The organism is Leisingera sp. (assembly GCF_034669605.1).
Classification (GTDB): Bacteria; Pseudomonadota; Alphaproteobacteria; order Rhodobacterales; family Rhodobacteraceae; genus Leisingera.
Window position 1 is genome coordinate 1 of sequence record NZ_JAXMOX010000069.1, and the last position, 20,519, is coordinate 20,519.

At 64.5% G+C, this 20,519-nt stretch carries 25 protein-coding genes and 1 pseudogene; 9 read left to right on the forward strand and 17 right to left on the reverse strand.

Going from position 1 to position 20,519, the window contains the following annotated elements:
* Both VOI29_RS10565 and VOI29_RS10570 read right to left on the reverse strand, forming a co-directional pair.
* A pseudogene (locus VOI29_RS10565) lies at positions 1–323 on the reverse strand (polyphosphate kinase 2); the annotation flags it as partial.
* 215 nt (positions 324–538) lie between these two features.
* A complete protein-coding gene (locus VOI29_RS10570; RefSeq protein ID WP_323778598.1) occupies positions 539–997 on the reverse strand; it encodes an Lrp/AsnC family transcriptional regulator in 459 nt (152 codons plus the stop codon).
* Between the two features lie 139 nt (positions 998–1,136).
* Here VOI29_RS10570 and ald point away from each other — a divergent pair, with 139 nt between their 5' ends.
* The 3 genes from ald (at position 1,137) to VOI29_RS10585 (ending at position 4,094) form a co-directional block, all read left to right on the forward strand.
* Entirely contained in the window at positions 1,137–2,255 is a 1,119-nt protein-coding gene (gene ald / locus VOI29_RS10575) for an alanine dehydrogenase (RefSeq protein ID WP_323778535.1), read from the forward strand.
* A gap of 522 nt (positions 2,256–2,777) precedes the next feature.
* The gene (mscL, locus tag VOI29_RS10580) at positions 2,778–3,209 is read left to right on the forward strand and encodes a large conductance mechanosensitive channel protein MscL (RefSeq protein ID WP_323778537.1); all 432 of its coding nucleotides are present in this window, start codon (positions 2,778–2,780) and stop codon (positions 3,207–3,209) included.
* A 78-nt stretch (positions 3,210–3,287) separates the two neighbouring features.
* Positions 3,288–4,094, forward strand: a complete 807-nt coding sequence (locus tag VOI29_RS10585; RefSeq protein WP_323778539.1) for a mechanosensitive ion channel family protein — start codon at positions 3,288–3,290, stop codon at positions 4,092–4,094.
* A gap of 87 nt (positions 4,095–4,181) precedes the next feature.
* Here the strand turns inward: VOI29_RS10585 and VOI29_RS10590 are convergent, their stop codons facing one another.
* From VOI29_RS10590 to VOI29_RS10610, 5 genes are all read right to left on the reverse strand, one after another.
* Positions 4,182–4,715, reverse strand: a complete 534-nt coding sequence (locus VOI29_RS10590) for a hypothetical protein (RefSeq protein ID WP_323778541.1) — start codon at positions 4,713–4,715, stop codon at positions 4,182–4,184.
* A gap of 220 nt (positions 4,716–4,935) precedes the next feature.
* Positions 4,936–5,478 (reverse strand): GNAT family N-acetyltransferase, encoded by a 543-nt coding sequence (locus tag VOI29_RS10595; protein WP_323778543.1) that lies wholly within the window; start codon positions 5,476–5,478, stop codon positions 4,936–4,938.
* A complete protein-coding gene (locus VOI29_RS10600) occupies positions 5,475–5,924 on the reverse strand; it encodes a YtoQ family protein (protein WP_323778545.1) in 450 nt (149 codons plus the stop codon). The genes VOI29_RS10595 and VOI29_RS10600 overlap by 4 nt, the downstream gene beginning before the upstream one ends.
* Positions 5,915–6,577 carry a phosphoribosyltransferase gene (locus tag VOI29_RS10605; RefSeq protein WP_323778547.1) on the reverse strand — a complete coding sequence of 221 codons (663 nt, stop codon included), beginning with the start codon at positions 6,575–6,577 and terminating at the stop codon, positions 5,915–5,917. Before VOI29_RS10605 ends, VOI29_RS10600 begins: the two co-directional genes overlap by 10 nt.
* 48 nt (positions 6,578–6,625) lie before the next feature.
* Positions 6,626–7,261, reverse strand: a complete 636-nt coding sequence (locus VOI29_RS10610) for a class I SAM-dependent methyltransferase (RefSeq protein ID WP_323778548.1) — start codon at positions 7,259–7,261, stop codon at positions 6,626–6,628.
* Positions 7,262–7,348: 87 nt separating this feature from the next.
* On the opposite strand from VOI29_RS10610, the gene VOI29_RS10615 reads away from it, so the two are divergent.
* Positions 7,349–8,227: a LysR family transcriptional regulator gene (locus VOI29_RS10615; protein WP_323778550.1), complete on the forward strand. Its 879-nt coding sequence runs from the start codon at positions 7,349–7,351 to the stop codon at positions 8,225–8,227.
* A gap of 90 nt (positions 8,228–8,317) precedes the next feature.
* Here VOI29_RS10615 and pheT read toward each other — a convergent pair whose 3' ends face one another.
* The gene (gene pheT / locus VOI29_RS10620) at positions 8,318–10,714 is read right to left on the reverse strand and encodes a phenylalanine--tRNA ligase subunit beta (protein WP_323778552.1); all 2,397 of its coding nucleotides are present in this window, start codon (positions 10,712–10,714) and stop codon (positions 8,318–8,320) included.
* 429 nt (positions 10,715–11,143) lie between these two features.
* On the reverse strand, positions 11,144–12,217 hold the full coding sequence (pheS, locus tag VOI29_RS10625; protein ID WP_323778554.1) for a phenylalanine--tRNA ligase subunit alpha: 1,074 nt from the start codon (positions 12,215–12,217) through the stop codon (positions 11,144–11,146).
* Positions 12,218–12,402: 185 nt separating this feature from the next.
* Here pheS and VOI29_RS10630 point away from each other — a divergent pair, with 185 nt between their 5' ends.
* A complete protein-coding gene (locus tag VOI29_RS10630; protein WP_323778556.1) occupies positions 12,403–13,047 on the forward strand; it encodes a DUF1326 domain-containing protein in 645 nt (214 codons plus the stop codon).
* A 288-nt stretch (positions 13,048–13,335) separates the two neighbouring features.
* On the opposite strand, the gene VOI29_RS10635 is transcribed toward VOI29_RS10630, so the two are convergent.
* Entirely contained in the window at positions 13,336–14,103 is a 768-nt protein-coding gene (locus VOI29_RS10635; RefSeq protein ID WP_323778558.1) for a helix-turn-helix transcriptional regulator, read from the reverse strand.
* A 67-nt stretch (positions 14,104–14,170) separates the two neighbouring features.
* Between VOI29_RS10635 and VOI29_RS10640 the strand changes: the two genes are divergently transcribed.
* Complete coding sequence (locus VOI29_RS10640) at positions 14,171–14,773, forward strand: MSMEG_1061 family FMN-dependent PPOX-type flavoprotein (RefSeq protein WP_323778560.1); 603 nt, start codon at positions 14,171–14,173, stop codon at positions 14,771–14,773.
* Positions 14,774–15,046: 273 nt separating this feature from the next.
* On the opposite strand, the gene rplT is transcribed toward VOI29_RS10640, so the two are convergent.
* The 4 genes from rplT to pyk form a co-directional block, all read right to left on the reverse strand.
* Positions 15,047–15,412 (reverse strand): 50S ribosomal protein L20, encoded by a 366-nt coding sequence (rplT, locus tag VOI29_RS10645; protein ID WP_024088794.1) that lies wholly within the window; start codon positions 15,410–15,412, stop codon positions 15,047–15,049.
* Between the two features lie 14 nt (positions 15,413–15,426).
* Positions 15,427–15,627, reverse strand: a complete 201-nt coding sequence (gene rpmI / locus VOI29_RS10650) for a 50S ribosomal protein L35 (protein ID WP_014873788.1) — start codon at positions 15,625–15,627, stop codon at positions 15,427–15,429.
* A 118-nt stretch (positions 15,628–15,745) separates the two neighbouring features.
* Positions 15,746–15,967 (reverse strand): hypothetical protein, encoded by a 222-nt coding sequence (locus tag VOI29_RS10655; protein ID WP_323778586.1) that lies wholly within the window; start codon positions 15,965–15,967, stop codon positions 15,746–15,748.
* Positions 15,968–16,065: 98 nt separating this feature from the next.
* Positions 16,066–17,511 (reverse strand): pyruvate kinase, encoded by a 1,446-nt coding sequence (gene pyk / locus VOI29_RS10660; protein ID WP_323778587.1) that lies wholly within the window; start codon positions 17,509–17,511, stop codon positions 16,066–16,068.
* 120 nt (positions 17,512–17,631) lie between these two features.
* Here pyk and VOI29_RS10665 point away from each other — a divergent pair, with 120 nt between their 5' ends.
* The 3 genes from VOI29_RS10665 (at position 17,632) to VOI29_RS10675 (ending at position 19,137) form a co-directional block, all read left to right on the forward strand.
* Positions 17,632–18,369 (forward strand): N-formylglutamate amidohydrolase, encoded by a 738-nt coding sequence (locus VOI29_RS10665; RefSeq protein WP_323778588.1) that lies wholly within the window; start codon positions 17,632–17,634, stop codon positions 18,367–18,369.
* Positions 18,370–18,497: 128 nt separating this feature from the next.
* Positions 18,498–18,737, forward strand: coding sequence for a DUF6868 family protein (locus VOI29_RS10670; protein ID WP_323778589.1), 240 nt, complete (start codon positions 18,498–18,500; stop codon positions 18,735–18,737).
* 85 nt (positions 18,738–18,822) lie between these two features.
* The gene (locus VOI29_RS10675; RefSeq protein WP_323778590.1) at positions 18,823–19,137 is read left to right on the forward strand and encodes a DUF1244 domain-containing protein; all 315 of its coding nucleotides are present in this window, start codon (positions 18,823–18,825) and stop codon (positions 19,135–19,137) included.
* A gap of 5 nt (positions 19,138–19,142) precedes the next feature.
* Here the strand turns inward: VOI29_RS10675 and VOI29_RS10680 are convergent, their stop codons facing one another.
* The 3 genes from VOI29_RS10680 to VOI29_RS10690 all read right to left on the reverse strand — a co-directional run.
* Positions 19,143–19,319: a hypothetical protein gene (locus VOI29_RS10680; protein ID WP_323778592.1), complete on the reverse strand. Its 177-nt coding sequence runs from the start codon at positions 19,317–19,319 to the stop codon at positions 19,143–19,145.
* A gap of 67 nt (positions 19,320–19,386) precedes the next feature.
* On the reverse strand, positions 19,387–19,623 hold the full coding sequence (locus VOI29_RS10685; RefSeq protein WP_323778594.1) for a hypothetical protein: 237 nt from the start codon (positions 19,621–19,623) through the stop codon (positions 19,387–19,389).
* A gap of 320 nt (positions 19,624–19,943) precedes the next feature.
* The coding region (locus VOI29_RS10690) for an aminotransferase class IV (protein ID WP_323778596.1) at positions 19,944–20,519 on the reverse strand (576 nt) is incomplete at its 5' end.

Genomic DNA, 20,519 nt, shown 5'->3' on the forward strand with positions numbered 1-20,519 from the left:
GCCACCCGCGGATCCAGCCGCTGGGTGATCCGCTTGATCACCCCGCCCTTGCCCGCTGCATCGCGGCCTTCAAACAGGATGCAAACCTTGGCGCCGGAGTTCTGCACCCAGTCCTGCACCTTGATCAGCTCCGCCTGCAGCCGCAAAAGATTGCGGAAATAAATCTGCCGGTCGAGCATTTCCGGATGTTGTTCCCGGTAGATCTTGCGGATCTCCTGGCTCAGCATCGGCTCCGAGAATTCAATCTCGATATCCTCGTTCAGCGTGTCCTGCAGCTCCGCTTCCAGCCAATCCAGGGATGCGGTTTCAAATTCGCGGGTCACGGGCAGGGTTCCTTCCTTGTCAGGTCGTGCAAACACCGCCTTGTACGGGCGGCATGTGACTGTTTGATGTCACTCCGCCGGGGCAGCAGACAGCCGTCGCCGCGGCAAAGGATCCGTCATGCGGCCCTGGCTGCACTTTCCCCCAAGGCAACTGGAATTTCCACCGGGGTTCAAGCGCAAAAGCCCCTGGTCCGGCAATAAGCATCAGCGCCGCATCAAACCGGCAGCGCCGTGGTCTTGAACACGGTGCGCAGTGCAAAACTCGACTGCATCTGCGCCACCCCCGGCAGCCGCGCCAGATGCTGGCGATGGATGCGGGCAAAATCCTCGGTGTTTTCCGCCACCACCTTAAGGATATAGTCCGCCGTGCCCGCCATCAGGTGGCACTCCAGCACATCCGGGATCCGCGACACTGCCTTTTCAAACGCGTCCAGCACCTCATCCGCCTGGGCCTGCAGGGTGATCTCGACAAACACCGTGGTCGGCACGTTCAGCTTGCGCGCATCCAGCAGCGCAACATAATCGCGGATATACCCGTCCGTCTCCAGCCGCTGCACCCGGCGGTGGCAGGCGGAGGCCGACAGGTTCACCCGCTCCGACAGGTCGGCGTTGGAAATCCGTCCCTGCTTTTGCAGCACCGACAGAATGCGACGATCTGTTTCGTCTAACGACATTTCTCGAAGAACCTTGCTCATTTTCGCCTGAATTGACGAAGATTATTCGAAAGCCCTATTTCATTTCCACCTCAAAAAGCAGCACATATTGCGGTATCTGCGGCAAAATGACCGTATTGAATTTGGAGGAGAAACACACATGAAAATCGGCTGCCCCACCGAGATAAAACCGCAGGAATTCCGCGTCGGCATGACCCCGGACGCGGTCCGAGAAGCCGTCAACAACGGCCACGATGTTGTCATCCAGAAAGGCGCCGGCACCGGGGCCGGCTTCACCGACGAGGATTATACCGCCGCCGGTGCTGTCATCCTCGGCACCGCGGAGGAAGTCTTTGCCACCGCCGGCATGATCGTCAAGGTGAAGGAACCCCAGGCCGCCGAGCGCAAGATGCTGCGCGAAGGCCAGCTGCTGTTCACTTACCTGCATCTGGCACCCGACCCGGAGCAGACCCATGACCTGCTGGAATCGGGCTGCACCGCAATTGCCTATGAGACCGTGACCGACGACCGCGGCGGCCTGCCCCTGCTGGCGCCGATGTCCGAAGTGGCCGGCCGTCTGGCTCCGCAAGTGGGCGCCTACACCCTGCAGAAAGCCAATGGCGGCCGCGGCGTGCTGATGGGCGGCGTCCCCGGCGTGGCCCCGGCCAGGGTTGTGGTGATCGGCGGCGGCGTCGTCGGCACCCACGCCGCCAAGATCGCAGCCGGCATGGGCGCGGATGTCACCATCCTCGACCGCTCGCTGCCCCGCCTGAAGTATCTCGATGACGTGTTCGGCCGCACCTTCAAAAACCAGTACTCCACCGCCGGCGCAACCGCCGAGCTGGTGCGCCAGGCCGACATGGTGATCGGCGCAGTTCTGATCCCGGGCGCCGCGGCACCCAAGCTGATCTCGCGCGCACAGCTAAGCGAAATGAAGCCCGGCGCGGTGCTGGTGGATGTCGCCATCGACCAGGGCGGCTGCTTCGAAACCTCCAAGGCAACCACTCATGCCGACCCGATCTATGAGGTCGACGGCATCATGCATTACTGTGTCGCCAACATGCCGGGCGCGGTGGCGCGCACCTCGACCCAGGCCCTGGGCAATGCAACTCTGCCCTTCCTGCTGAACCTGGCAAACAAGGGCTGGCGCCAGGCCTGCGAGGACGACCCGCACCTGCTGAACGGCCTGAACGTGCATGCGGGCCAGCTGACTTACTACGCGGTCGGCGAGGCCCTGGGCATCGACGTGCTGTCGCCGAAACTGGCGCTGAAACAGTAACCGCCCCAGCCCGCAGCGAAATGCACCAAAGCCCCGCCAGACCCGGCGGGGCTTTCCTTTTGCGCAGCCCCTATTGCCCCGCTGCTGGTGCCGGCGGAAGCAAGCGGCGGCACCTGTCGTTGCCTGCAGCGCGAGCCGCCCCTGCAACAATCTTGCGCTGCCGCAAGCCACCGAACCGGCCTTCGGGAATTACCTGTCCGGCTACTTCCCGGATGCGGGCGGCGATCTGGAAACGCTGGAGGGCGCCGTCTTCTACGGCCAGGCGGAGGGCGGCAGCCAGGAGGAGCTGTTCCGCAGCGATGCGCCTGATGGCCGCGTTCAGCCTGGGCAGCGGTCTCCCGGAGGTTTCCAAGGACGGCCCTGTCCCCGGGAGGTGGAAGAGTTCGATCTGATCTCCGGCAAAACCCGCCGTTTCCGGCCTCGCACTGACGCCGGGGCCGGAACATTCCCCGTTTACAGGCTGCAAGGCCGCTCCTAGCCTGCTCCTGCGAACATAACCGCTGGGACGGAGAGGGAACGGATATGCTGGACGAATTCAAGGCCTTCATTGCCAAGGGCAATGTCATGGATATGGCGGTGGGGATCATCATCGGCGCCGCCTTTACCGCCATTGTGAAATCCATGGTCGATGACCTGATCAACCCGATCATAGGGCTGTTCACCGGCGGTGTGAATTTCACCAACAACTTTATTGTGCTGGGCGGCGACGGCGCCAGCTACGGCTCGCTGGAGGCCGCGCGCGAGGCCGGGGCTTCGGTTTTTGCCTATGGTTCCTTCCTGAGGGCGGTTCTGAATTTCCTGATCATCGCCTGGGTGGTGTTCCTGCTGGTGAAATCGGTGAACCGCGTCCGTGACGCGATGGAGCACGAAGAAGACACCCCGGCAGAAGAAACGCCCGCCGGGCCGTCTGAGCTTGACGTGCTGCTCGAAATCCGCGATTCGCTGAAAAAATAGCGCCGCAACAGCGGAATGCGACAATTGCAAAGGAGCGGGCGTCCGCTCCTTTCGCGCGTTTTCAAAGGACTGAATTTGATGGAACAACTGATTGAACAGGCCGGCGCCTACTGGCCGCTGATGGTCAGCGGCACCAAGGCGCTGCTGGTTCTGATTCTTGGCTGGATCGCCACCGGCTGGATCAGCAGCGCGGTGCGCAGCCGTATCAACCGGACCCCGCGGATCGATCCGACGCTGGGCAATTTTGCCGCCAGCCTGGTCCGCTGGGCACTGCTGGCGGTGGTGCTGGTGGCGGTGCTCAACATCTTCGGGATTGAGGCCACCAGCCTGGTTGCCATGCTGGGTGCCGCCACGCTGGCCATCGGCCTGGCGCTGCAGGGCACGCTCAGCGATCTGGCGGCGGGCTTCATGCTGATCCTGTTCCGCCCCTATAAAATCGGCCAGTATGTGGACATCGGCGGCACCTCCGGCACAGTGAAAGATCTGAACCTGTTCATCACCGAACTGGCGACGCCGGACAACGTGCAGATCATCGTGCCCAACGGCCAGGCCTGGGGCTCGATCATCACCAATTTCTCGCATCACCCCACCCGCCGCGTCGACATGGTGTTCGGCATCGACTACGGCGACAGCGCTGATGCCGCCAAGGCGATCATTCTCGAACAGGCCGGCGCCGATGCGCGGGTGCTGCAGGATCCGTCGCCCTGGGTCCGGGTGACCAATCTGGGCGACAGCGCGGTCGATTTGACAGTCAGGGTCTGGTGCAAGGCCGAGGATTACTGGGAAGTGAAATTTGCCCTGACGCAAGGCGTGAAGGAGGCTTTCGACGCCAAGGGCATTTCAATCCCCTATCCGCATTCTGTGGAAATCAGGAAAGAGGGCTGAGGCCCTCCCGCCCGTTTCCGGCCCTGACGGGCCTGCCTCCGTTGGGCCGGGCGCCCCGCCTTTGGCGGGGCGTGTCTGCGCTGCTGCCTAAGAGGGCTGGCCCGTCCGTGCCCTCTGCGCGGCCAGTTCGGACCGCGCGGCCCCGGCGCGGTCCTGCAGCCTGTTCTCCGACTCGGCAGGCGGCCAGCCGCACAGAACAGCCCCCCTTTCCGCATCGGCAAAGACCCATTGCGCGGCCAGCAGCTGATAGCTCTTGACCTCCCAGCCAGAGGCATCGCGGTCGAAACGCAGCCGCCAGGTGCCCCGCACCTGGACTGGCAGGCGCAGATTCCGGGGACAGCTGATCGCCTCATGGCCGTTCATCGCGGTACGCACCCCCTGCACCCGCAGCCTCTTCATTTGCTCGACCAGACCTGCCGCTTGGCGCTTCCGGCGGCCGGCAAACACCACCTCGATCTCGGTGCCGGGACTGACGATCCCCTTGACCACAAGATCGCCGCGGTTGTTCATGCTGAACACCGGCACCAGTTCCACCGCGACATCGCGGACTTCCCGCTTGAACAAGCCCCCGTCCTCAATCAGCGGGGTGATCTGAGAGGCTGGCTTTCGACGATTTTTCATACGTGCATTTCCGGCGCCCTGCTCAGCAGGCACCATATCAGGTTGGACGTCTGTTTCAGGGCTATAGACTACCCTGCCCGGCTTAACGAAGCGTTGCCGGTGCCAGGGCTGTTGCTCCGCGCCGCCCCCCAAGCCCGGCAGCGGCTGCGCCGGCAGCCCCCCAATACCCGCGGGTGTTGGGGGCTGCCGGCGCCACACGAAACGACCTGCGTCCGCGCGCCTAGGCGCGCGGCATGCTGCGCGCCATCACCAGCGCCGGGCCGTCCTTGTAGCGGGCTTCACCCCGCATCGCATATCCCAGCCGCCGCGCCACCTTCTGCGACACCGTATGGGCCGGGTCAAAGATACAGGCGGTCTCCGCCCAATCGGTCGCCTCCGCCGCCCATTGATGGATCCGTGCCACCGCCTCGGTGGCGATGCCCTGGCCATGCACCTCTGGCGACAGCACCCAGCCGGCCTCTGGCGCCCCGTTCAGCCCCGGCTGCAAATCGCGCTTGAAGTCGGCAAAGCCAACCTCGCCCACGAACCGCCCGCCATCGCGCAGCGTCACCGCCCAATAGCCAAAGCCCAACGCCTGCCAATGGCCGATATAGCCCAGCAGCAGCCCCCAGCTGTCCTCGCGGCTGGACGGCGTGCCGGTAATATAGCGCACCACGTCAGGATCAGCCCAAAGCCTTGCCACATCGTCGATATCCTGCGCCACATGCGGGCGCAGAATCAGCCGGTCCGTTTCCAGAACCGGGCCGGACCCCGCAACCGTCATGCAGGCAGCTCCCCGGTCTGCACATAGGTCAGGATTTCCACCACCTGGCGCGGCTCCTCTGCCACCGCCAACGCCGCGGCGTGAACCTCCTTCAGCGCGTGCTGGTGCTCCGGCGGGCTGAGGACGATGATCGACTTGCCCAGCGCCGCGGCATAGCCCGCATCAAAGGCGGCGTTCCACTGTTTGTATTTGTCGCCAAAGCGCACCACCACCACATCGGCATCCTCGATCCCCTTGCGGGTGCGGATCGCGTTGACCATGGCGCCTTTGTGGTCGTGCCAGTATTTATTCTCCTCGGCCCCCAGCACCGCCACCCCGCAATCATCGCTGGCGCCGTGATCGGTCACCGGCGCGCTGAAGCTGACCTCCAGCCCCTTTGCGCCTTCAATGATCTGCTCGCGCCAATCGGTATGGATCTCGCCCGAGAGGTAAACCTTCAATGCCACGTTCTTTCCTTTCCTGCGCCAGCCTGCGGGGCCGCGGCCAGGGCGGCCGTGACCTCTGCGTCGCTGGTTTGCGTAAAATTCCTGTAATGCGCGCCGACCGCCCAGAACTCGCTGGGGCTCAGCAGGCAGACCAGAGTATCTACCAGCGGGCGCAATTCGTCCACCGCTTCCGGCGGCGCCACCGGCACTGCCAGGATCACCTTTGCAGGCTTGCGGTCCTTGAGCCAGAAATGCGCCGCCATGAATGTGGCGCCGGTGGCGATGCCGTCATCCACCACGACGGCGGTGCGCCCTTCCAGCTCCACTGGCGGATGCCCTTGCAGGTAACGCAACCGGCGGGCGGCGTTTTCCTCCCGCGCCTGGGCGACCTGGGGGGCAAAATCCTCCGGCTTCATGCCGGTGGCCTGCAACAGCGCGCCGTTGAAGATGGGATTGCTGCCCTCGGCCAGGGCACCGGCTGCCAGTTCCGGGTTGGAGGGCATGCCGATCTTGCGGATCAGGATCAGGTCCAGCGGGGCCTGCAGTGTCTGCGCAATGGGCAGCGCAACAGGCACCCCGCCCCGCGGCAGCGCCAGTACCACGGGGTCCGTCATCGGCAGTTCAGCCAGTTGCCCGGCCAGCTGAAGCCCGGCAGCCATCCGGTCCTCGAACATATCGGCCTCCGCCCTGTAACCTAGGGCTGCCGGGCGAAAGGCAAAGGATCAGCGCCGCCGCGCCACCAAATAGCGGCCCGGTGTGTCCGCCGGGTAATTGCCGGTTTCAATGATGTCGAACCCGGCCCGCTGCACCGCCGCTTCCAGCGTGGCGATGTCGAGGAAACCCACATAGCCGGGCGCATAGCCCGCCAGCCGCATCAGCGGGATGGCGGCCTGGAACATCCGGTATTTCCAGCTGCCCCGCATCTCTCCCAGACAGGGGGTTTTCGAGATGAACAGCCCGCCGGGCGCCAGCCGGTCCGCCGCACCGTGCAGAACAGCCTCCAGATCCGGCAGCAGATGCAGCAGGTTATGCGCCAGAACCGCATCAAACGGGCCCTCCGGCGCCTGGCTGGCACTGCTGCATTGAAATTCCACATTGCCGGCGCCGGCCTCCTCCGCCCGCTCGCGGCCGACCTCCAGCATCGCCTCGGACAGATCGGTTGCGGTGATTCTGGACACGCTGCGGGCCAGTTCAATCGCGGTAGAGCCGGTGCCGCAGCCGAGTTCAAGCACGCTGTCTCCGGCTTTCAGATAGGAACGGGTCCGCTCCAAGGCATAGCGGTAGGCGTCTTCGTCCCGGATTGCTGACCTGGCGTATTTCGAGGCGATTTTATTCCAAAACCGGGCGTCGGCTGTCATGGCGGATCTCCTTGGTTGGAAAGACCTTATTCATGCGCAAACCACAGATAAATTGCCGAAATCCGCAGGGTTGATATACATATTTGCATGAATAGCCCTGATTGGAACCATATCCGCGCCTTCCTGGCCACGGCTGAGGCCGGCTCGCTTTCCGCGGCGGCGCGGCGGCTGGGGCTGACCCAGCCAACAGTGTCACGCCAGGTTGCAGCGCTTGAGGGGGACCTGGGCGTTTTGCTTTTTGAGCGCCTGGGCCGCACCCTGGCCCTGACCGAGGCGGGGCATGAGCTGCTCTCCCACAGCCGCAAGATGGGCGCGGCGGCCGATGGTCTGTGCCTGGCCGCAACCGGCCAGGCGCAATCCATCGACGGCACGGTGCGGATCACCGCCTCGGATGTGATGTCCGCCCATGTGCTGCCGCCGGTGCTGCACCAGCTGCGCCAGTGCGCGCCGCGGCTGACCATTGACGTGGTGGCCGCCAATGACATCCGCGACCTGATGCGGCGCGAGGCCGATATCGCCATCCGCCACGTCCGCCCCGATCAGCCCGAGCTGATCGCCCGGCTGGTGCAGGAGGCCAGCGCCCATTTCTATGCCGCTGCCAGCTATCTGGCGCGGCGCGGCCGCCCTGTGTCGCCAGCAGATCTGGCGAACCATGATTTCGTGGGCTTTGCCGATGTGGACCGCTCAATTGCCTTCATGGCACCGCTGGGCATTGCCCTGACGCCTGACAATTTCCGGATCAAGTCCACCAGCGGGCTGGCCTCGTGGGAGCTGGTGAAACAGGGGTTCGGTATCTGCCCGATGATGGATGACGTGGCCGCAGTCACCCCGGGAATCGAGCGCCTGCTGCCCGGCACGGATCCGATTGTCGTTCCTGTCTGGCTCACCACTCACCGCGAGCTGCACACCAGCCGCCGGATCCGGCTGGTATTCGATCTGCTGGCGGAGTTTTTCGCTGCAAGGTGACACGGAAAAGGCAGCGCCCCGCCGGGAGCGCTGCCGAAAAGTTTGCCCAAAACTTTTGCCAAGACTTTTTCAAAAGTCTTGGGTCCAGCCTTAGCCCCTCAGGGTACCGCCGGTGGCCTTGGTGACCTTGGCAATGATCTTCTCGCTCACCGCCTCGATATCCTTTTCCTTCAGCGTCTTGTCGCTGGGCTGCAGCCGCACGGTGATGGCCAGCGACTTCTTGCCCTCGCCCAGGGAGCCGCCGATGAACTGGTCAAAGACGCGGACATCTTGGATCAGCGCCTTGTCGGCCCCGGCGGCGGCATTGACCAGGGTCAGCGCCTCAACCTCTGCATCGACAACAAAGGCAAAATCCCGCTCCACCGCTTGCAGGTCGCTGATGTCCAGCGCCGGGCGGCTTGCACCGGATTTGCGCGGCATCGGAATCTCATCCGGCCAGATGGTAAAGGCCACAGCCGCGCCCTTGATCCCCATCTGTTTCAGCACCTTCGGGTGCAGCTCGCCGAACACGCCCAGGGTCTTTTTCGGGCCCAGGCAGATGCGGCCATGGCGGCCTGGGTGCCACCAGCCGGCGCCGCCGCGCAGGATCTGCACCTTGGCGGGCGCGCCGATGGCGGCCAGCACCGCCTCAACATCCGCCTTGGCATCATAAAGGTCCACCGCGCGCGAGGCGCCATGCACGTCCTTGGGGCCGGTGCGGCCCACCAGAAGGCCCGCAATCTGGGTGACCTGCTCGCCCGGCTCGCCGCCGGTGAAGGCGGGGCCCGCCTCGAACAGCGCCAGATCCAAAAGCCCGCGCGCCTGATTGCGCGCCGCGGCCAGCAACAAGCCCGGCAGCAGATCCGGGCGCATGTGCGACATCTCGGAGGAGATCGGATTGGCCAGCATGGTGGCATCCTCGCCGCCGCCGAACAGCGCGGCGGAGGATTTGTCAATAAAGCTGTAGCTCACGACCTCGTTATAGCCGAGGCTGGCGCAGGTGCGGCGCGCCATCTGCTGGCGGCGCTGCTGCGGTGTCATCACCGGCTTCGGAATGCCATCGGTCAGCCGCGGCAGCGGCTTGCCCTGCAGTTTGGTCAGCGACGCAATCCGCGCCACCTCTTCCACCAGATCAGCCTCGCCCTGCACATCCGGGCGCCAGCTGGGCACATGTGCCAGGTTGCCCTCCAGGCGGAAGCCCAGGCGGGTCAGGGTCTGGCGCTGGTCGCTTTCCGGGATCTCCATCCCCACCAGCGACTGCACCCGGCCGGAGTCCAGCTTGTAAGCGCGGGAATGATCCGGCACATCGCCTGCGATCACCACCTCGGACGGCTCGCCGCCGCAGATATCCAGAATCATCTGGGTGGCCCGGTGCAGCCCCTCGATGGTGTATTCCGGATCCACGCCGCGCTCAAACCGGTAGCGCGCGTCGGAGTTGATCTTCAGCGCCCGGCCCGTCATCGCGATCTGCACATGATCCCAGAAGGCGCTTTCCAGGAACACATCCACGGTTTCCCCGGTGCAGCCGGTTTCTTCGCCGCCCATGATGCCGCCGATGCTTTCAGGGCCATTGGCATCCGAGATCACCATCTGGCCCGCGCTGAATGTGTATTCCTTCTCGTCCAATGCCTTCAGCGTCTCGCCGCCAGCCGCGCGGTGGACGCGCAAGCCGCCCTGTACCTTGGCCGCGTCAAACACATGCAGCGGGCGGTTCTGGTCGAAGGTGAAGAAGTTGGTGACATCCACCAGCGCCGATATCGGCCGCAGCCCGATCGCCGTCAGCCGGTCCTGCAGCCATTGCGGGCTGGGGCCGTTCTTCACGCCTTTGATCAGGCGGCCGGCAAACAATGGGCAGCCGTCCAGCGTGTCTTCGTCGATGGTAACCTTGATCGGGCTTGCGAAATCGCCCGGCACCGCCTCGAAGGCGCGGGTTTTCAGAGTGCCGAGGCCGCGCGCCGCCAGGTCGCGGGCAATGCCGTAGACCCCCAGCGCATCGGGGCGGTTCGGGGTGATCGCAATCTCGATCACCGGATCCACCTTGGCCGGGTCATTCTCGGCCAGCCAGTCGACAAAACTGTCGCCCACATTGCCCGACGGCAGCTCGATGATGCCGTCGTGCTCTTCGCTGAGCTCCAGCTCGCGCTCCGACGCCATCATGCCAAAGCTTTCGACACCGCGGATCTTGCCGACGCCGATGGTGATATCCAGCCCCGGAATATACATGCCCGGCTTGCAGACCACCACGGTGATGCCTTCGCGCGCATTGGGCGCGCCGCAGATGATCTGCAATTCGCCCTCGTCGGTGTCGACCTTGCAGACCCGCAGCTTGTCGGCATCGGGGTGCTTTTCGGCATGGGTCACATAGCCAAGCTTGAAATCCTTCAGCGCGTCGGCCGGGTTGACGACGCCTTCGACCTCAAGACCCAGATCGGTCAGAGCCTCAGTGATCTCGTCCACCGAAGCATCGGTGTCGAGGTGGTCTTTCAGCCAGGAAAGCGTGAATTTCATCGGTCGGGGACCCCTTGGCAGACATGCAGTTTGCCAGAGGCAATGACAAAGATTGCGGCAAGGTTCAAGGGCGCGGGCGCAGCCGGCGGCAAGGATAGCAGGGAGTGAGGTGGAAAAGCCCGGATTGTGTCAGCTGGCAAGCCGCGCCATCGCCTGACCGCGGGCTGGCGATCCGACACTGATGTGTGCCGGTTTATGCCGGCCAAATCCGTAGAATTTCAAGCCTTGCGCTGGAGGAACCAAATCGCCTGCCCGTGCGGGCGGTCAGGCGATAGCGCGGCGGCCTTCGGCCTTGATTCCGCGCTGGACGTATTCATTAAGGGCAGCGCCCGGCCCGGCGGGGTGGGAAGCGAAGCGCCCGCCCCGTGGGGGGCGGGACGGGCGCGGTCCGGCCTGGCAGCCGGACGGAAGGTCGGTTGATTGGCCTGTTTACCTGCTCAAACCGCCATGCAGCGCCGGCATGTCCAGGCTTTGGAAGCCATAGTGGCGCAGCCAGCGCAGATCGCTGTCAAAGAAGGCGCGCAGATCCGGGATGCCGTATTTCAGCATCGCCAGACGGTCGATGCCGATGCCGAAGGCAAAGCCCTGATAGATCTCCGGGTCGATGCCGCCGGCCGCGATCACCTTGGGGTGGACCATGCCGGAGCCGAGGATTTCCATCCAGTCGTCGCCCTCGCCGATCTTCAGCTGGCCGTTATCCCAGGAGCAGCGGATGTCGACCTCCGCCGAGGGTTCGGTGAAGGGGAAATGCGAGGCGCGGAAGCGCAGCTCGACGTCGTCCACCTCAAAGAAGGATTTGACGAATTCCTCCAGCACCCACTTGAGGTTCGCCATCGAGATGTTCTCGTCCAGCGCAAGGCCCTCGACCTGGTGGAACATCGGCGTGTGGGTCTGGTCGTAGTCGGCGCGGTAGACGCCGCCCGGACAGATGATGCGCAGCGGCGCGCCCATCTTCTCCATCGAGCGGATCTGAACCGGGCTGGTATGGGTGCGCAGCACATGCGGCGGGCGGTTGTCGCCTGTCGCGCGGTGCATATAAAACGTGTCCATCTCGGCCCGCGCCGGGTGGTGGCCGGGGATGTTCAGCGCGTCGAAATTGTACCAGTCGGTGTCAATCCGCGGCCCTTCGGCAACGGAAAAGCCGAGTTCCGCAAAAATCGCGGTGATCTCTTCCTGAACCTGGCTGATCGGATGCAGGCTGCCCTGGCGCGCCGGGCGCGACGGCAGGGTGACGTCCAGCCACTCGGTGCGCAGACGCTCATCCAGGGCGGCATCTTCCAGGCCGGATTTCTTGGCCGTCAGGGCCGAGTTGATCTCATCCTTCAGCGCATTCAGCGCCGGGCCTGCGGTCTGGCGCTCTTCCGGGGTCATCTTGCCCAGTTCGCGCATCTTCAGCGCCACTTCGCCCTTCTTGCCAACGGCGGCCAGGCGGATTGCCTCCAGCGCGGCCTCGTCCGCGGCCTCTGCAATCTGACCCAGGTATTTGGCTTTAAGATCGTCCATCACGGCCCCTCGAATTCTGCTTGTGCCCTGCTACCACAAGAGCCGCTGAAAGCAAGAGGCCCAGGGCGGATGCCGCAGGGCTGTGTCACCCCGCTGCGCCGCTCCGGATCGCCGCCCCTGAAATCACGCCGGTTTCATGGTATACTCCGCCTGCATCTTCACATCAGCAGAACCGGAGGGCAGCCATGGCACATGTGGATTGGTATATCGAGGGCCGCAGCTTCGGCAATTGCAACTGCAACTACGGCTGCCCCTGCCAGTTCGAGGATCTGCCCACCCACGGCAATTGCACCGGCTTCGAGGTGATCCATATCGACAAGGGCCATTTCGGCGAAACCGACCTGACCGGCACCCGCGCTGCCCTTCTTTATGCCTGGCCCGGCCCGATTTTCGAGGGCAAGGGCGCCTTGCAGGCGATTATCGACGACCGCGCCACGGATGCCCAGCGCAAGGCGCTTTCAACTGTGCTATTGGGCGGCGAAACGGATGAGGAAGCCACCCACTGGTGGGTGTTCCGCGCGATGTGCGACACCGTGCATGAGACGCTGTTCCAGCGGATCGGCTATGAGGCCGACATCGAAAACCGCACCGCCAAGGTGGACATCCCAGGCCTGCTGCATGCCACCGGCCGCCCGATTCAGGCCCCGCATGGCGGCGGCGCGCACCGGGTGCAGATCGGCATCCCCGGCGGCATCGAGTTCACCCTGGCGGAAATCGGCAGCGGCTCCAGCAAATCCACTGCCGCCATCCCGCTGGACCTGGACGACACATACGGCCAGTGGGCCGTCATCCGCCACGGCCCGCACGGGATTGCCGTGGATGAAGCGTAATCAGAAACCGCGGTCAGCAACTTGGCTTGGATTGCCTCCGGCCTGACGCCCAGCGTGGAGGCCGGCACCGCCGTCAGCCCGCAGCACCGCTGTCCCGATGAAATGCATTGATGCGCTTGCCAGCCAGTCCATTGCCTTGGCAGCCTGGCGGATGGCTGTGAAATGCCATGACGCCGGAAAGGTCAGAAAGGCCCGATGCAACCTGACACTATACAGTCCACGGTACGATCAACAGTGCGATCCGCAGCGCGATTGCGGAGGTCAACACCGCCTGCAGACAGTGCCTGATCACACCCGCCGCCGCATCATCGCCTGCAGCGCGGAGCGGCTGGCATAGCCTAGATCGCGCGCAATCTGCTCCATCGCCTCGCCCCGCGCTTGCGCCCGCAAGGCAATCTGGCAACGCAGCCGCTCCCGCCACTGGCCGAAGCTGCTGCCGGTCTGCCGCTGAAACGCCCGGGTGAAGGAACGGCGGCTCATCCCTGCCAGTGCCGCCCAATGGTCAATTGTCCGGGCACTTCCCGGATCCGCCATCAGCGCATCGCACACCCGGCGCAGCCGCGCGTCCGGCGGGTACGGCAGCGCCAGCGGCGTGTCTGGCGCCGCCCCCAGTTCGATCAGGATCAGCTGGCTCAGGTGATGCGCCCGGGGCGGCAGCGGCCAGGGATTGCCCATTGCGCACAGCGCCGCAATCAGCCCCGCCAGCAGCCCGGAGACCGTTACCGCACGGCAAGCCGCCATCGCCCCGGCGCCGGTTTCCGCCGGATCGATGTACAAGGATTGCAGCTGCACCTCTCCCACCATCCGGATCTCGTGCAGCATGGCCGCAGGCACGATCAGACCTGTGCCCGCAGGCACCGCCCAGCTGGTGCCATCGGCCTTGGCCATCATCAGCCCGGCGACGGCATAGACCAGCTGATGGCGCGGGTGGTCATGCCAGGCGGAGACATAGCCATCCCGGTAAGTCCGGGCATAAGACGCCACCCCATGCGGCAGCGATTGCACCGCATCGGACGCGGACCAGCCCCGCCGCCGGATATCGTCTCTTTGGCCCATTTGAGCAAGAACTGGCCCCAACGCGCCGAAAGGGCAAGCTACATTGCCGCCAAAAGGAGGCCTGGGCATGCAGAAAATCACCAGCACCGAAGCACTTGAACAGATCTACGGCACCGCCGCGCCGCGGTCCCTGACCAAGGTCGCCACCCGGCTGACGCCGCTGTACCGGGAGTGGATAGCTGCCTCCCGCTTTCTGGTGCTGTCCACCGTCGGCGCTGAGGGCACCGATGCCAGCCCGCGCGGCGATGACGGCCCGGTGGTGCATATCGCAGATGAGCGGACCCTCTGGCTGCCGGACTGGCGCGGCAACAACCGGCTCGATTCGCTGCGCAACATCGTGCGCGACAGCCGTGTCAGCCTGCTGTTCATGGCGCCTGGCAGCAGCAACGTGGTGCGGGTAAATGGCTCCGCCTTCCTGACAGCGGACAGCTCCGCCCGCGCCGCGTTTGAGCGCACGACCCTGCGGCCCGCGACGGTCGCGGTGATCAGCATCCAGGAACTGTACTTTCAATGCGCCAAGGCAATCCTGCGCTCCCGCCTGTGGGACGCGGACGCCGGGCGCCCTGCGCTGCCCACAGCGGGCCAGTTTCTGCAGGAGCAGGAGGCGGAGTTCGAAGCCGAAACCTATGACCAAGGCTATGCGGACTATGCCAGGACCCGCATGTGGTGACATCACAGCGGCAGGCGGCCGCCGGGTCATGACCGCTCAGATCAAGCCTGCGGTGTCCGGCCGTCTTGGCGGCGGCGCCAAATCCCTTGCCGCGGCCAGCCGCAGCGGGTTGCCGCAGTTTCCGGGATCTTCGAGGGCCCGCGGATTCCAACGAAATCCTCCTCCGGGATCATAACAGCCACGCAGGGACCGCGCAGGGACATCCGGCAATGCGAAAAAGGCCGCCCCCCGGTGGGGAGCGGCCTTTTACAGAATTCGTCAATGCTGGCGGGCTCAGGCGGCCAGTGCGTCCTGTGCCTGGCGCACGATGGCACCAAAGGCTTCGGGCTCATGCACGGCCAGATCGGCCAGAACCTTACGGTCCACTTCGATGCCGGCCAGGGTCAGGCCGTTGATGAAGCGGGAATAGGTCAGCGCTTCGTCATGCGAACGGACAGCAGCATTGATCCGCTGGATCCACAGCGCGCGGAAGTTGCGCTTGCGGTTCTTGCGGTCGCGGGTTGCATACTGGTTCGCCTTGTCGACGGCCTGACGGGCGACCTTGAAGGTATTCTTACGGCGGCCGTAGTAACCTTTGGCTGCCTTGATGACCTTCTTGTGACGGGCGTGAGTGACGGTACCACCTTTAACGCGGGACATATCTCAATCTCCTCTTAGCGGTCGTAGGGCATGAAGCCCTTGACGATCTTTGCGTCGGGTGCCGACAGGGTGGTGGTGCCGCGGGCGTCGCGGATGAACTTGCGGGTCCGTTTGATCATGCCGTGGCGCTTGCCGGCCTGACCTGCCAGGACCTTGCCGGTCGCGGTCACCTTAAAGCGCTTTTTGGCGCTCGACTTTGTCTTCATCTTGGGCATTTCCGTCTCCTTCAATGCGGGTTCGCTAGACGCGCGACTCGGCATGCCTAAGAAAGGCCGGCCACGCGGAACAGAGCTGCCCAATACGCAATGCCTGCCGGATGGGCAAGCCGATTCTCTACAGAAGACGTCCCATTACCCGGAAAAACGCATCCGGGACCTCGTCCACGCGGTAGCCGCCGGGCTTCATCAGCACCGCATAGGTGATCAGGCCGATGGCAATCAGAATGGCCGCCGCGGAGGCCCGCGGCGGCCGCTGTTCGCTGAAGGCCGACAGAATCGACGGCACCGAAAACCCGGCAATCGCCAGCCCCGCAATCAGCGGCAGATCAGTTCCCATGCACCACGTCCCCCGTCACAACCTGACACAGGGAAATGGTAGGCCAAGGGGCGGTGCTTTCAAATCGGGCCGCCGGCCTTAAGGCAAGCAGCCTGCCGTCAATCCGGATCAGTGCTGTAAATCAACCGCTCGTCACAGGGGGCAACGCGCAGGATGTTGGTGGTGCCCGGCACATTGAAGGGCACCCCGGCAGTGACCACGATCTGGTCGGTGTCTTCGGCATAGCCGCCGGCGCGCGCCGCCCGCGCCGCGTTCACCACAGCGCCTTTGAAGCGGTCCAGCTCCGGTGTCATCACGCATTTGCACCCCCAGCTGAGGCACAGCCGCCGCGCCGTGGCGCTGACCGGGGTCATGGCGATGATCGGCACCCCCGGGCGTTCGCGGGCGGTCAGCAGCGCGGTGGTGCCGGACTGGGTGAAACAGCAGATCGCCTTGATCTCGGTCTTTTCGGCAATCTCGCGCGCTGCCGCCACAATGCCATCGGCCACGGTGGTGCCCTTGGCCGAACGCGAGGCGGCGATGATCTGGGTATAGGTGGGGTCTGCCTCGACCTCGATCGCGACCTTGTTCATGGTCTGCACGGCTTCGATCGGATACTGGCCGGCCGCGCTTTCGGCACTCAGCATGATTGCGTCGGTGCCTTCATAGATGGCGGTCGCCACGTCCGAGACTTCGGCGCGGGTCGGCATCGGGCTTTCGATCATGCTTTCCAGCATCTGGGTCGCCACAATCACCGGCTTGGCCGCGGCCCGGCACTTGCGCACCAGCCGCTTCTGGATCGGCGGCACCGCCGCCACCGGCAGTTCCACCCCCAGGTCGCCGCGTGCCACCATGATCCCGTCCGAGGCATCCAGGATGGCCTCGAAATCCTCCACCGCCTGCGGTTTTTCGATCTTTGACAGCACCGCGGCGCGGCCATCCGCCAGCCCGCGGGCCTCGAACACATCTTTGGCCCGCTGCACGAACGACAGCGCCAGCCAGTCGACACCCAGGGCGCAGACAAATTCCAGATCCGCGCGGTCCTTCTGCGACAGCGCCGCCAGCGGCAGCACCACGTCGGGCACATTGACCCCCTTGCGGTTCGAAATGGTGCCGCCGGTCTCCACTACGCAATCGGCAAAATCCGGACCGCAGTCCGCGACCGCCAGACGGATCTTGCCGTCATTGACCAAGAGATGCGCGCCCGGCTCCAGCGCCTGGAAAATCTCGGGATGCGGCAGGCAGACGCGGTTCACATCGCCCTCGGCCTCGTCCAGATCAAGACGGAACCTGGCGCCTTCCACCAGATCTTCGGCACCGTTGGCAAAGACACCCACCCGCAGTTTCGGCCCCTGCAGGTCAGCCAGAATCGCGATCGGGCTGTCCAGGTCCTGCTCCACCTGGCGGATGATCCGGTGCTTTTCGGCAATCTCCGGGTGGCTGCCGTGCGACATGTTCAGCCGGAACACGTCGGCGCCGGCCTCATGCAGGGCGCGGATGGTTTCATAGGTTTCCGAAGCCGGCCCCAGGGTGGCGACAATCTTCACATTGCGCGAGCGTTTCATCGGGGTCTTCTCCTCCGGACCTGAAATATGTTACCGCAAACAGCGTTCAGGGTGCTTATCCCCCAATTCCCATTCTGCCGCAACTCCCGTAAACATCTTGCGGCAAAACATATCAGGCTCATGACATACACACCCTATTTTGTTCACGGTGCAGACCGCCCCGCCCGCTGGCTGATCACCTGCGACCACGCTACCAATCATGTGCCGGAGTTTGCCGGCGGCGGCGATCTGGGCCTGCCGCGTGCGGATATGGAGCGCCACATTGCTTATGACGTCGGCGCCTATGAGGTGGCCAAGCTGCTGGGCGGGATGCTGGACGCGCCGGTGGTGGCCTCGAATTTCTCCCGCCTGGTGATCGACCCCAACCGCGGCGAGGATGACCCGACGCTGCTGATGAAGCTTTACGACGGCACCATCATCCCGGCCAACCGCCACGCCGGCGCGGCCGAGCTGACCAAGCGGCTGGAGAAGTGCTACCGCCCGTACCACCGCGCCCTGGCCCGGCTGGCCGAACGCCCCGGCACGGTGATCGTTTCGATCCACAGCTTCACCCGCCAGCTGCGCGGGCGGGAACCGCGCCCTTGGGAGATTGGCATCCTGTTTCCCGAAGGCGAGCGGTTTTCGCCTTTCGTGATCGAAGAACTGAACCGCGGAACCACGTTCTGCACCGGCGTCAATCAGCCCTACACCGGCCACCTGCCCGGCGACGCGATCGAGACCCACGCCACCAAACCCGGACGCCCCAACACACTGGTTGAACTTAGAAACGACCTGATCGCCGAACACAAGGGCCAGCACATCTGGGCGGAACGCCTGGCCCGCATCCTGCCCAGGGCGCTGGACGCCTCCGGCCTCTGATCCGGCCCGGACAACCGGTTTTTCCCGGCCGCTCCCCGCACCGGCAAACGGCTGCCGCCATTGCGCGCGCAGCCGCGCCTCCCCATATCTGTCAGCGAAACGCGGGCGATACCGGGAAAGGATCCCTCATGACCCAGGACACCCTCTCTGCCTTTTTCGGCTGGCTGACCGTTCTGCATCTCGGCCTGTTCACGCTGTCTGCCGTTCTGATGCTGCTGATGCAGGACTGGGCGGCCGGCCTGCACGCCCGCATGTTCGGGCTGGCGCCTGCGGATGTCAGCCTGACCAACTACCGCTGGCTTGGCACCTATAAGCTCCTGATCCTGACAACGGCACTGGGGCCCTGGGCCGCACTGCAGCTGATCTGACCCCCTGCCCGGTGCCATTGCCCGCCTCCGCCCCGGCTGATAGGCCTTGCCGCAGACCCGCAGAACGAACCGAAGGAGTCCAGCCATGGACAAGCAAACCGAGATTGAAATCCAGGCTGCCGCCTTCCGCCGCTTGCAAAAGCACCTGATGGAAGAGCGCACCGATGTGCAGAACATCGACCTGATGAACATGGCCGGTTTCTGCCGCAACTGCCTGGCGCGCTGGTACCAGGAGGCGGCCAACGAGCGCGGCATCGACATGGACAAGACCGCCGCGCGCGAGGCCTTTTACGGCATGACCATGGCGGAGTGGAAAGCCGGCTACCAGACCGAGGCCGGTCCCGGGAAACAGGCGGAATTCGAGGTCTCGTTGAAGGAAAACGTGACGGACAAGCAATAGGCTGGTCAGCAGGGCTGTTCCGGCGCCTGCGGGCAGGGATGCGGTTTCTGCGCCCAAAGACCCGCGGTGAACACCACCGCCCCGCCCAGAGCCGCCGCCAGCCCTGGATGTTCCGCCAGGATCACAACGCCAGGCCCCGGGCCTCTGTGGCCAGCGGCCCGCGCCGGAAGATGATGATCCATGCCGCCGCCCGACATACGGCTCACAGCCTTCGGAGTGGCGGTGCTGTCCCCGGCAGAGCGGTGGAACCTAGCCGCGGAACCGGCCAAGCAACCGGGCCGCAAGCGAGCTTTTGATCGGACGCTCCGGCGCTTGGCCTGTGTCCGCGAACCAGCCGCGTTTGGCCGCCGCCTGCGCGATCTCCGGGTCAATGGCATCTTCGGCTGTCAGAACCCTGCGCACGGCTGCCAGGATCTCGGCCTCGCTGCCCGCGGCTGACGGGCCTTCCGCCACTGCGGCAAACTCCGGCTGAAAGGTCTGGTCCATGGGGCAACTCCCTAACGTGAAACTCTGGCGAACACCCGGTCATCCGGGCCTTGCGTCCTCTGTCTTCACCCTATCCTATTTCGCCCTGAACCGGCCCATTTTGTGTAAAATTAGTTAAAATCCTGCCGTGAAACGCCCTATACAGAGACATTCTTACCGCTGCGCGCAGAACTGTTGACTGACCGGCATCAATGGCGGCCGGTCCTCGCCGCATCAACGCGTTGTGAAGGCCTCACCAAACTGCCGCAAAGCAGAAAAGGCCGCCCCAACGGGACGGCCTTCCTCATCAATCCGGGCATCATCAACCCGGGCCGTGTGCCTCAGACCGCTTTCTTGCGGCTTTCCTCCAGGTAGATCTCGCGCAGGCGCTTGGCGATCGGGCCCGGGGTACCGTCGCCCAGCTGCACGCCGTCAATCTCCACCACCGGCATCACAAAGGCGCTGGCAGAAGTGGTAAAGGCCTCATCCGCCTCTTTTGCCTCGTCGATGGTGAACAGGCGTTCTTCAATCTCCATCTGCGCTTCCGCCGCCAGCCGCAGAACAGCGGCACGGGTGATGCCGTGCAGGATGTCGTTGGACAAGGGCCGGGTCACGATCTTGCCGTTCTTCACATAATAGGCGTTGTTCGAGGTGCCCTCGGTCACATAGCCGTCCTCGATCAGCCAGGCATCGTCGCAGCCCGCCTTCTTGGCCATCATCTTGCCCATCGACGGATACAGCAGCTGCACCGTCTTGATGTCGCGGCGGCCCCAGCGGATGTCCTCGATCGAGATAATCTTGGCGCCCTTCGCGGCAGCCGGGCTGTCGGCCAGGCCGGGCTTGTTCTGGGTGAACAGCACCAGGCTCGGCGGGGTGTCTTCGGACGGGAACACGAAATCCCGGTCGCCGTCGGAGCC

Excerpts from the sequence above, each read along its gene's own strand:
- VOI29_RS10570 (WP_323778598.1), bottom strand. The coding sequence starts at position 997 with ATGTCGTTAGACGAAACAGATCGTCGCATTCTGTCGGTGCTGCAAAAG.
- ald (WP_323778535.1), top strand. The coding sequence starts at position 1,137 with ATGAAAATCGGCTGCCCCACCGAGATAAAACCGCAGGAATTCCGCGTC.
- mscL (WP_323778537.1), top strand. The coding sequence starts at position 2,778 with ATGCTGGACGAATTCAAGGCCTTCATTGCCAAGGGCAATGTCATGGAT.
- VOI29_RS10585 (WP_323778539.1), top strand. The coding sequence starts at position 3,288 with ATGGAACAACTGATTGAACAGGCCGGCGCCTACTGGCCGCTGATGGTC.
- VOI29_RS10590 (WP_323778541.1), bottom strand. The coding sequence starts at position 4,715 with ATGAAAAATCGTCGAAAGCCAGCCTCTCAGATCACCCCGCTGATTGAG.
- VOI29_RS10595 (WP_323778543.1), bottom strand. The coding sequence starts at position 5,478 with ATGACGGTTGCGGGGTCCGGCCCGGTTCTGGAAACGGACCGGCTGATT.
- VOI29_RS10605 (WP_323778547.1), bottom strand. The coding sequence starts at position 6,577 with ATGTTCGAGGACCGGATGGCTGCCGGGCTTCAGCTGGCCGGGCAACTG.
- VOI29_RS10610 (WP_323778548.1), bottom strand. The coding sequence starts at position 7,261 with ATGACAGCCGACGCCCGGTTTTGGAATAAAATCGCCTCGAAATACGCC.
- VOI29_RS10615 (WP_323778550.1), top strand. The coding sequence starts at position 7,349 with ATGAATAGCCCTGATTGGAACCATATCCGCGCCTTCCTGGCCACGGCT.
- pheT (WP_323778552.1), bottom strand. The coding sequence starts at position 10,714 with ATGAAATTCACGCTTTCCTGGCTGAAAGACCACCTCGACACCGATGCT.
- pheS (WP_323778554.1), bottom strand. The coding sequence starts at position 12,217 with ATGGACGATCTTAAAGCCAAATACCTGGGTCAGATTGCAGAGGCCGCG.
- VOI29_RS10630 (WP_323778556.1), top strand. The coding sequence starts at position 12,403 with ATGGCACATGTGGATTGGTATATCGAGGGCCGCAGCTTCGGCAATTGC.
- VOI29_RS10635 (WP_323778558.1), bottom strand. The coding sequence starts at position 14,103 with ATGGGCCAAAGAGACGATATCCGGCGGCGGGGCTGGTCCGCGTCCGAT.
- VOI29_RS10640 (WP_323778560.1), top strand. The coding sequence starts at position 14,171 with ATGCAGAAAATCACCAGCACCGAAGCACTTGAACAGATCTACGGCACC.
- rplT (WP_024088794.1), bottom strand. The coding sequence starts at position 15,412 with ATGTCCCGCGTTAAAGGTGGTACCGTCACTCACGCCCGTCACAAGAAG.
- rpmI (WP_014873788.1), bottom strand. The coding sequence starts at position 15,627 with ATGCCCAAGATGAAGACAAAGTCGAGCGCCAAAAAGCGCTTTAAGGTG.
- VOI29_RS10655 (WP_323778586.1), bottom strand. The coding sequence starts at position 15,967 with ATGGGAACTGATCTGCCGCTGATTGCGGGGCTGGCGATTGCCGGGTTT.
- pyk (WP_323778587.1), bottom strand. The coding sequence starts at position 17,511 with ATGAAACGCTCGCGCAATGTGAAGATTGTCGCCACCCTGGGGCCGGCT.
- VOI29_RS10665 (WP_323778588.1), top strand. The coding sequence starts at position 17,632 with ATGACATACACACCCTATTTTGTTCACGGTGCAGACCGCCCCGCCCGC.
- VOI29_RS10670 (WP_323778589.1), top strand. The coding sequence starts at position 18,498 with ATGACCCAGGACACCCTCTCTGCCTTTTTCGGCTGGCTGACCGTTCTG.
- VOI29_RS10675 (WP_323778590.1), top strand. The coding sequence starts at position 18,823 with ATGGACAAGCAAACCGAGATTGAAATCCAGGCTGCCGCCTTCCGCCGC.
- VOI29_RS10680 (WP_323778592.1), bottom strand. The coding sequence starts at position 19,319 with ATGGATCATCATCTTCCGGCGCGGGCCGCTGGCCACAGAGGCCCGGGG.
- VOI29_RS10685 (WP_323778594.1), bottom strand. The coding sequence starts at position 19,623 with ATGGACCAGACCTTTCAGCCGGAGTTTGCCGCAGTGGCGGAAGGCCCG.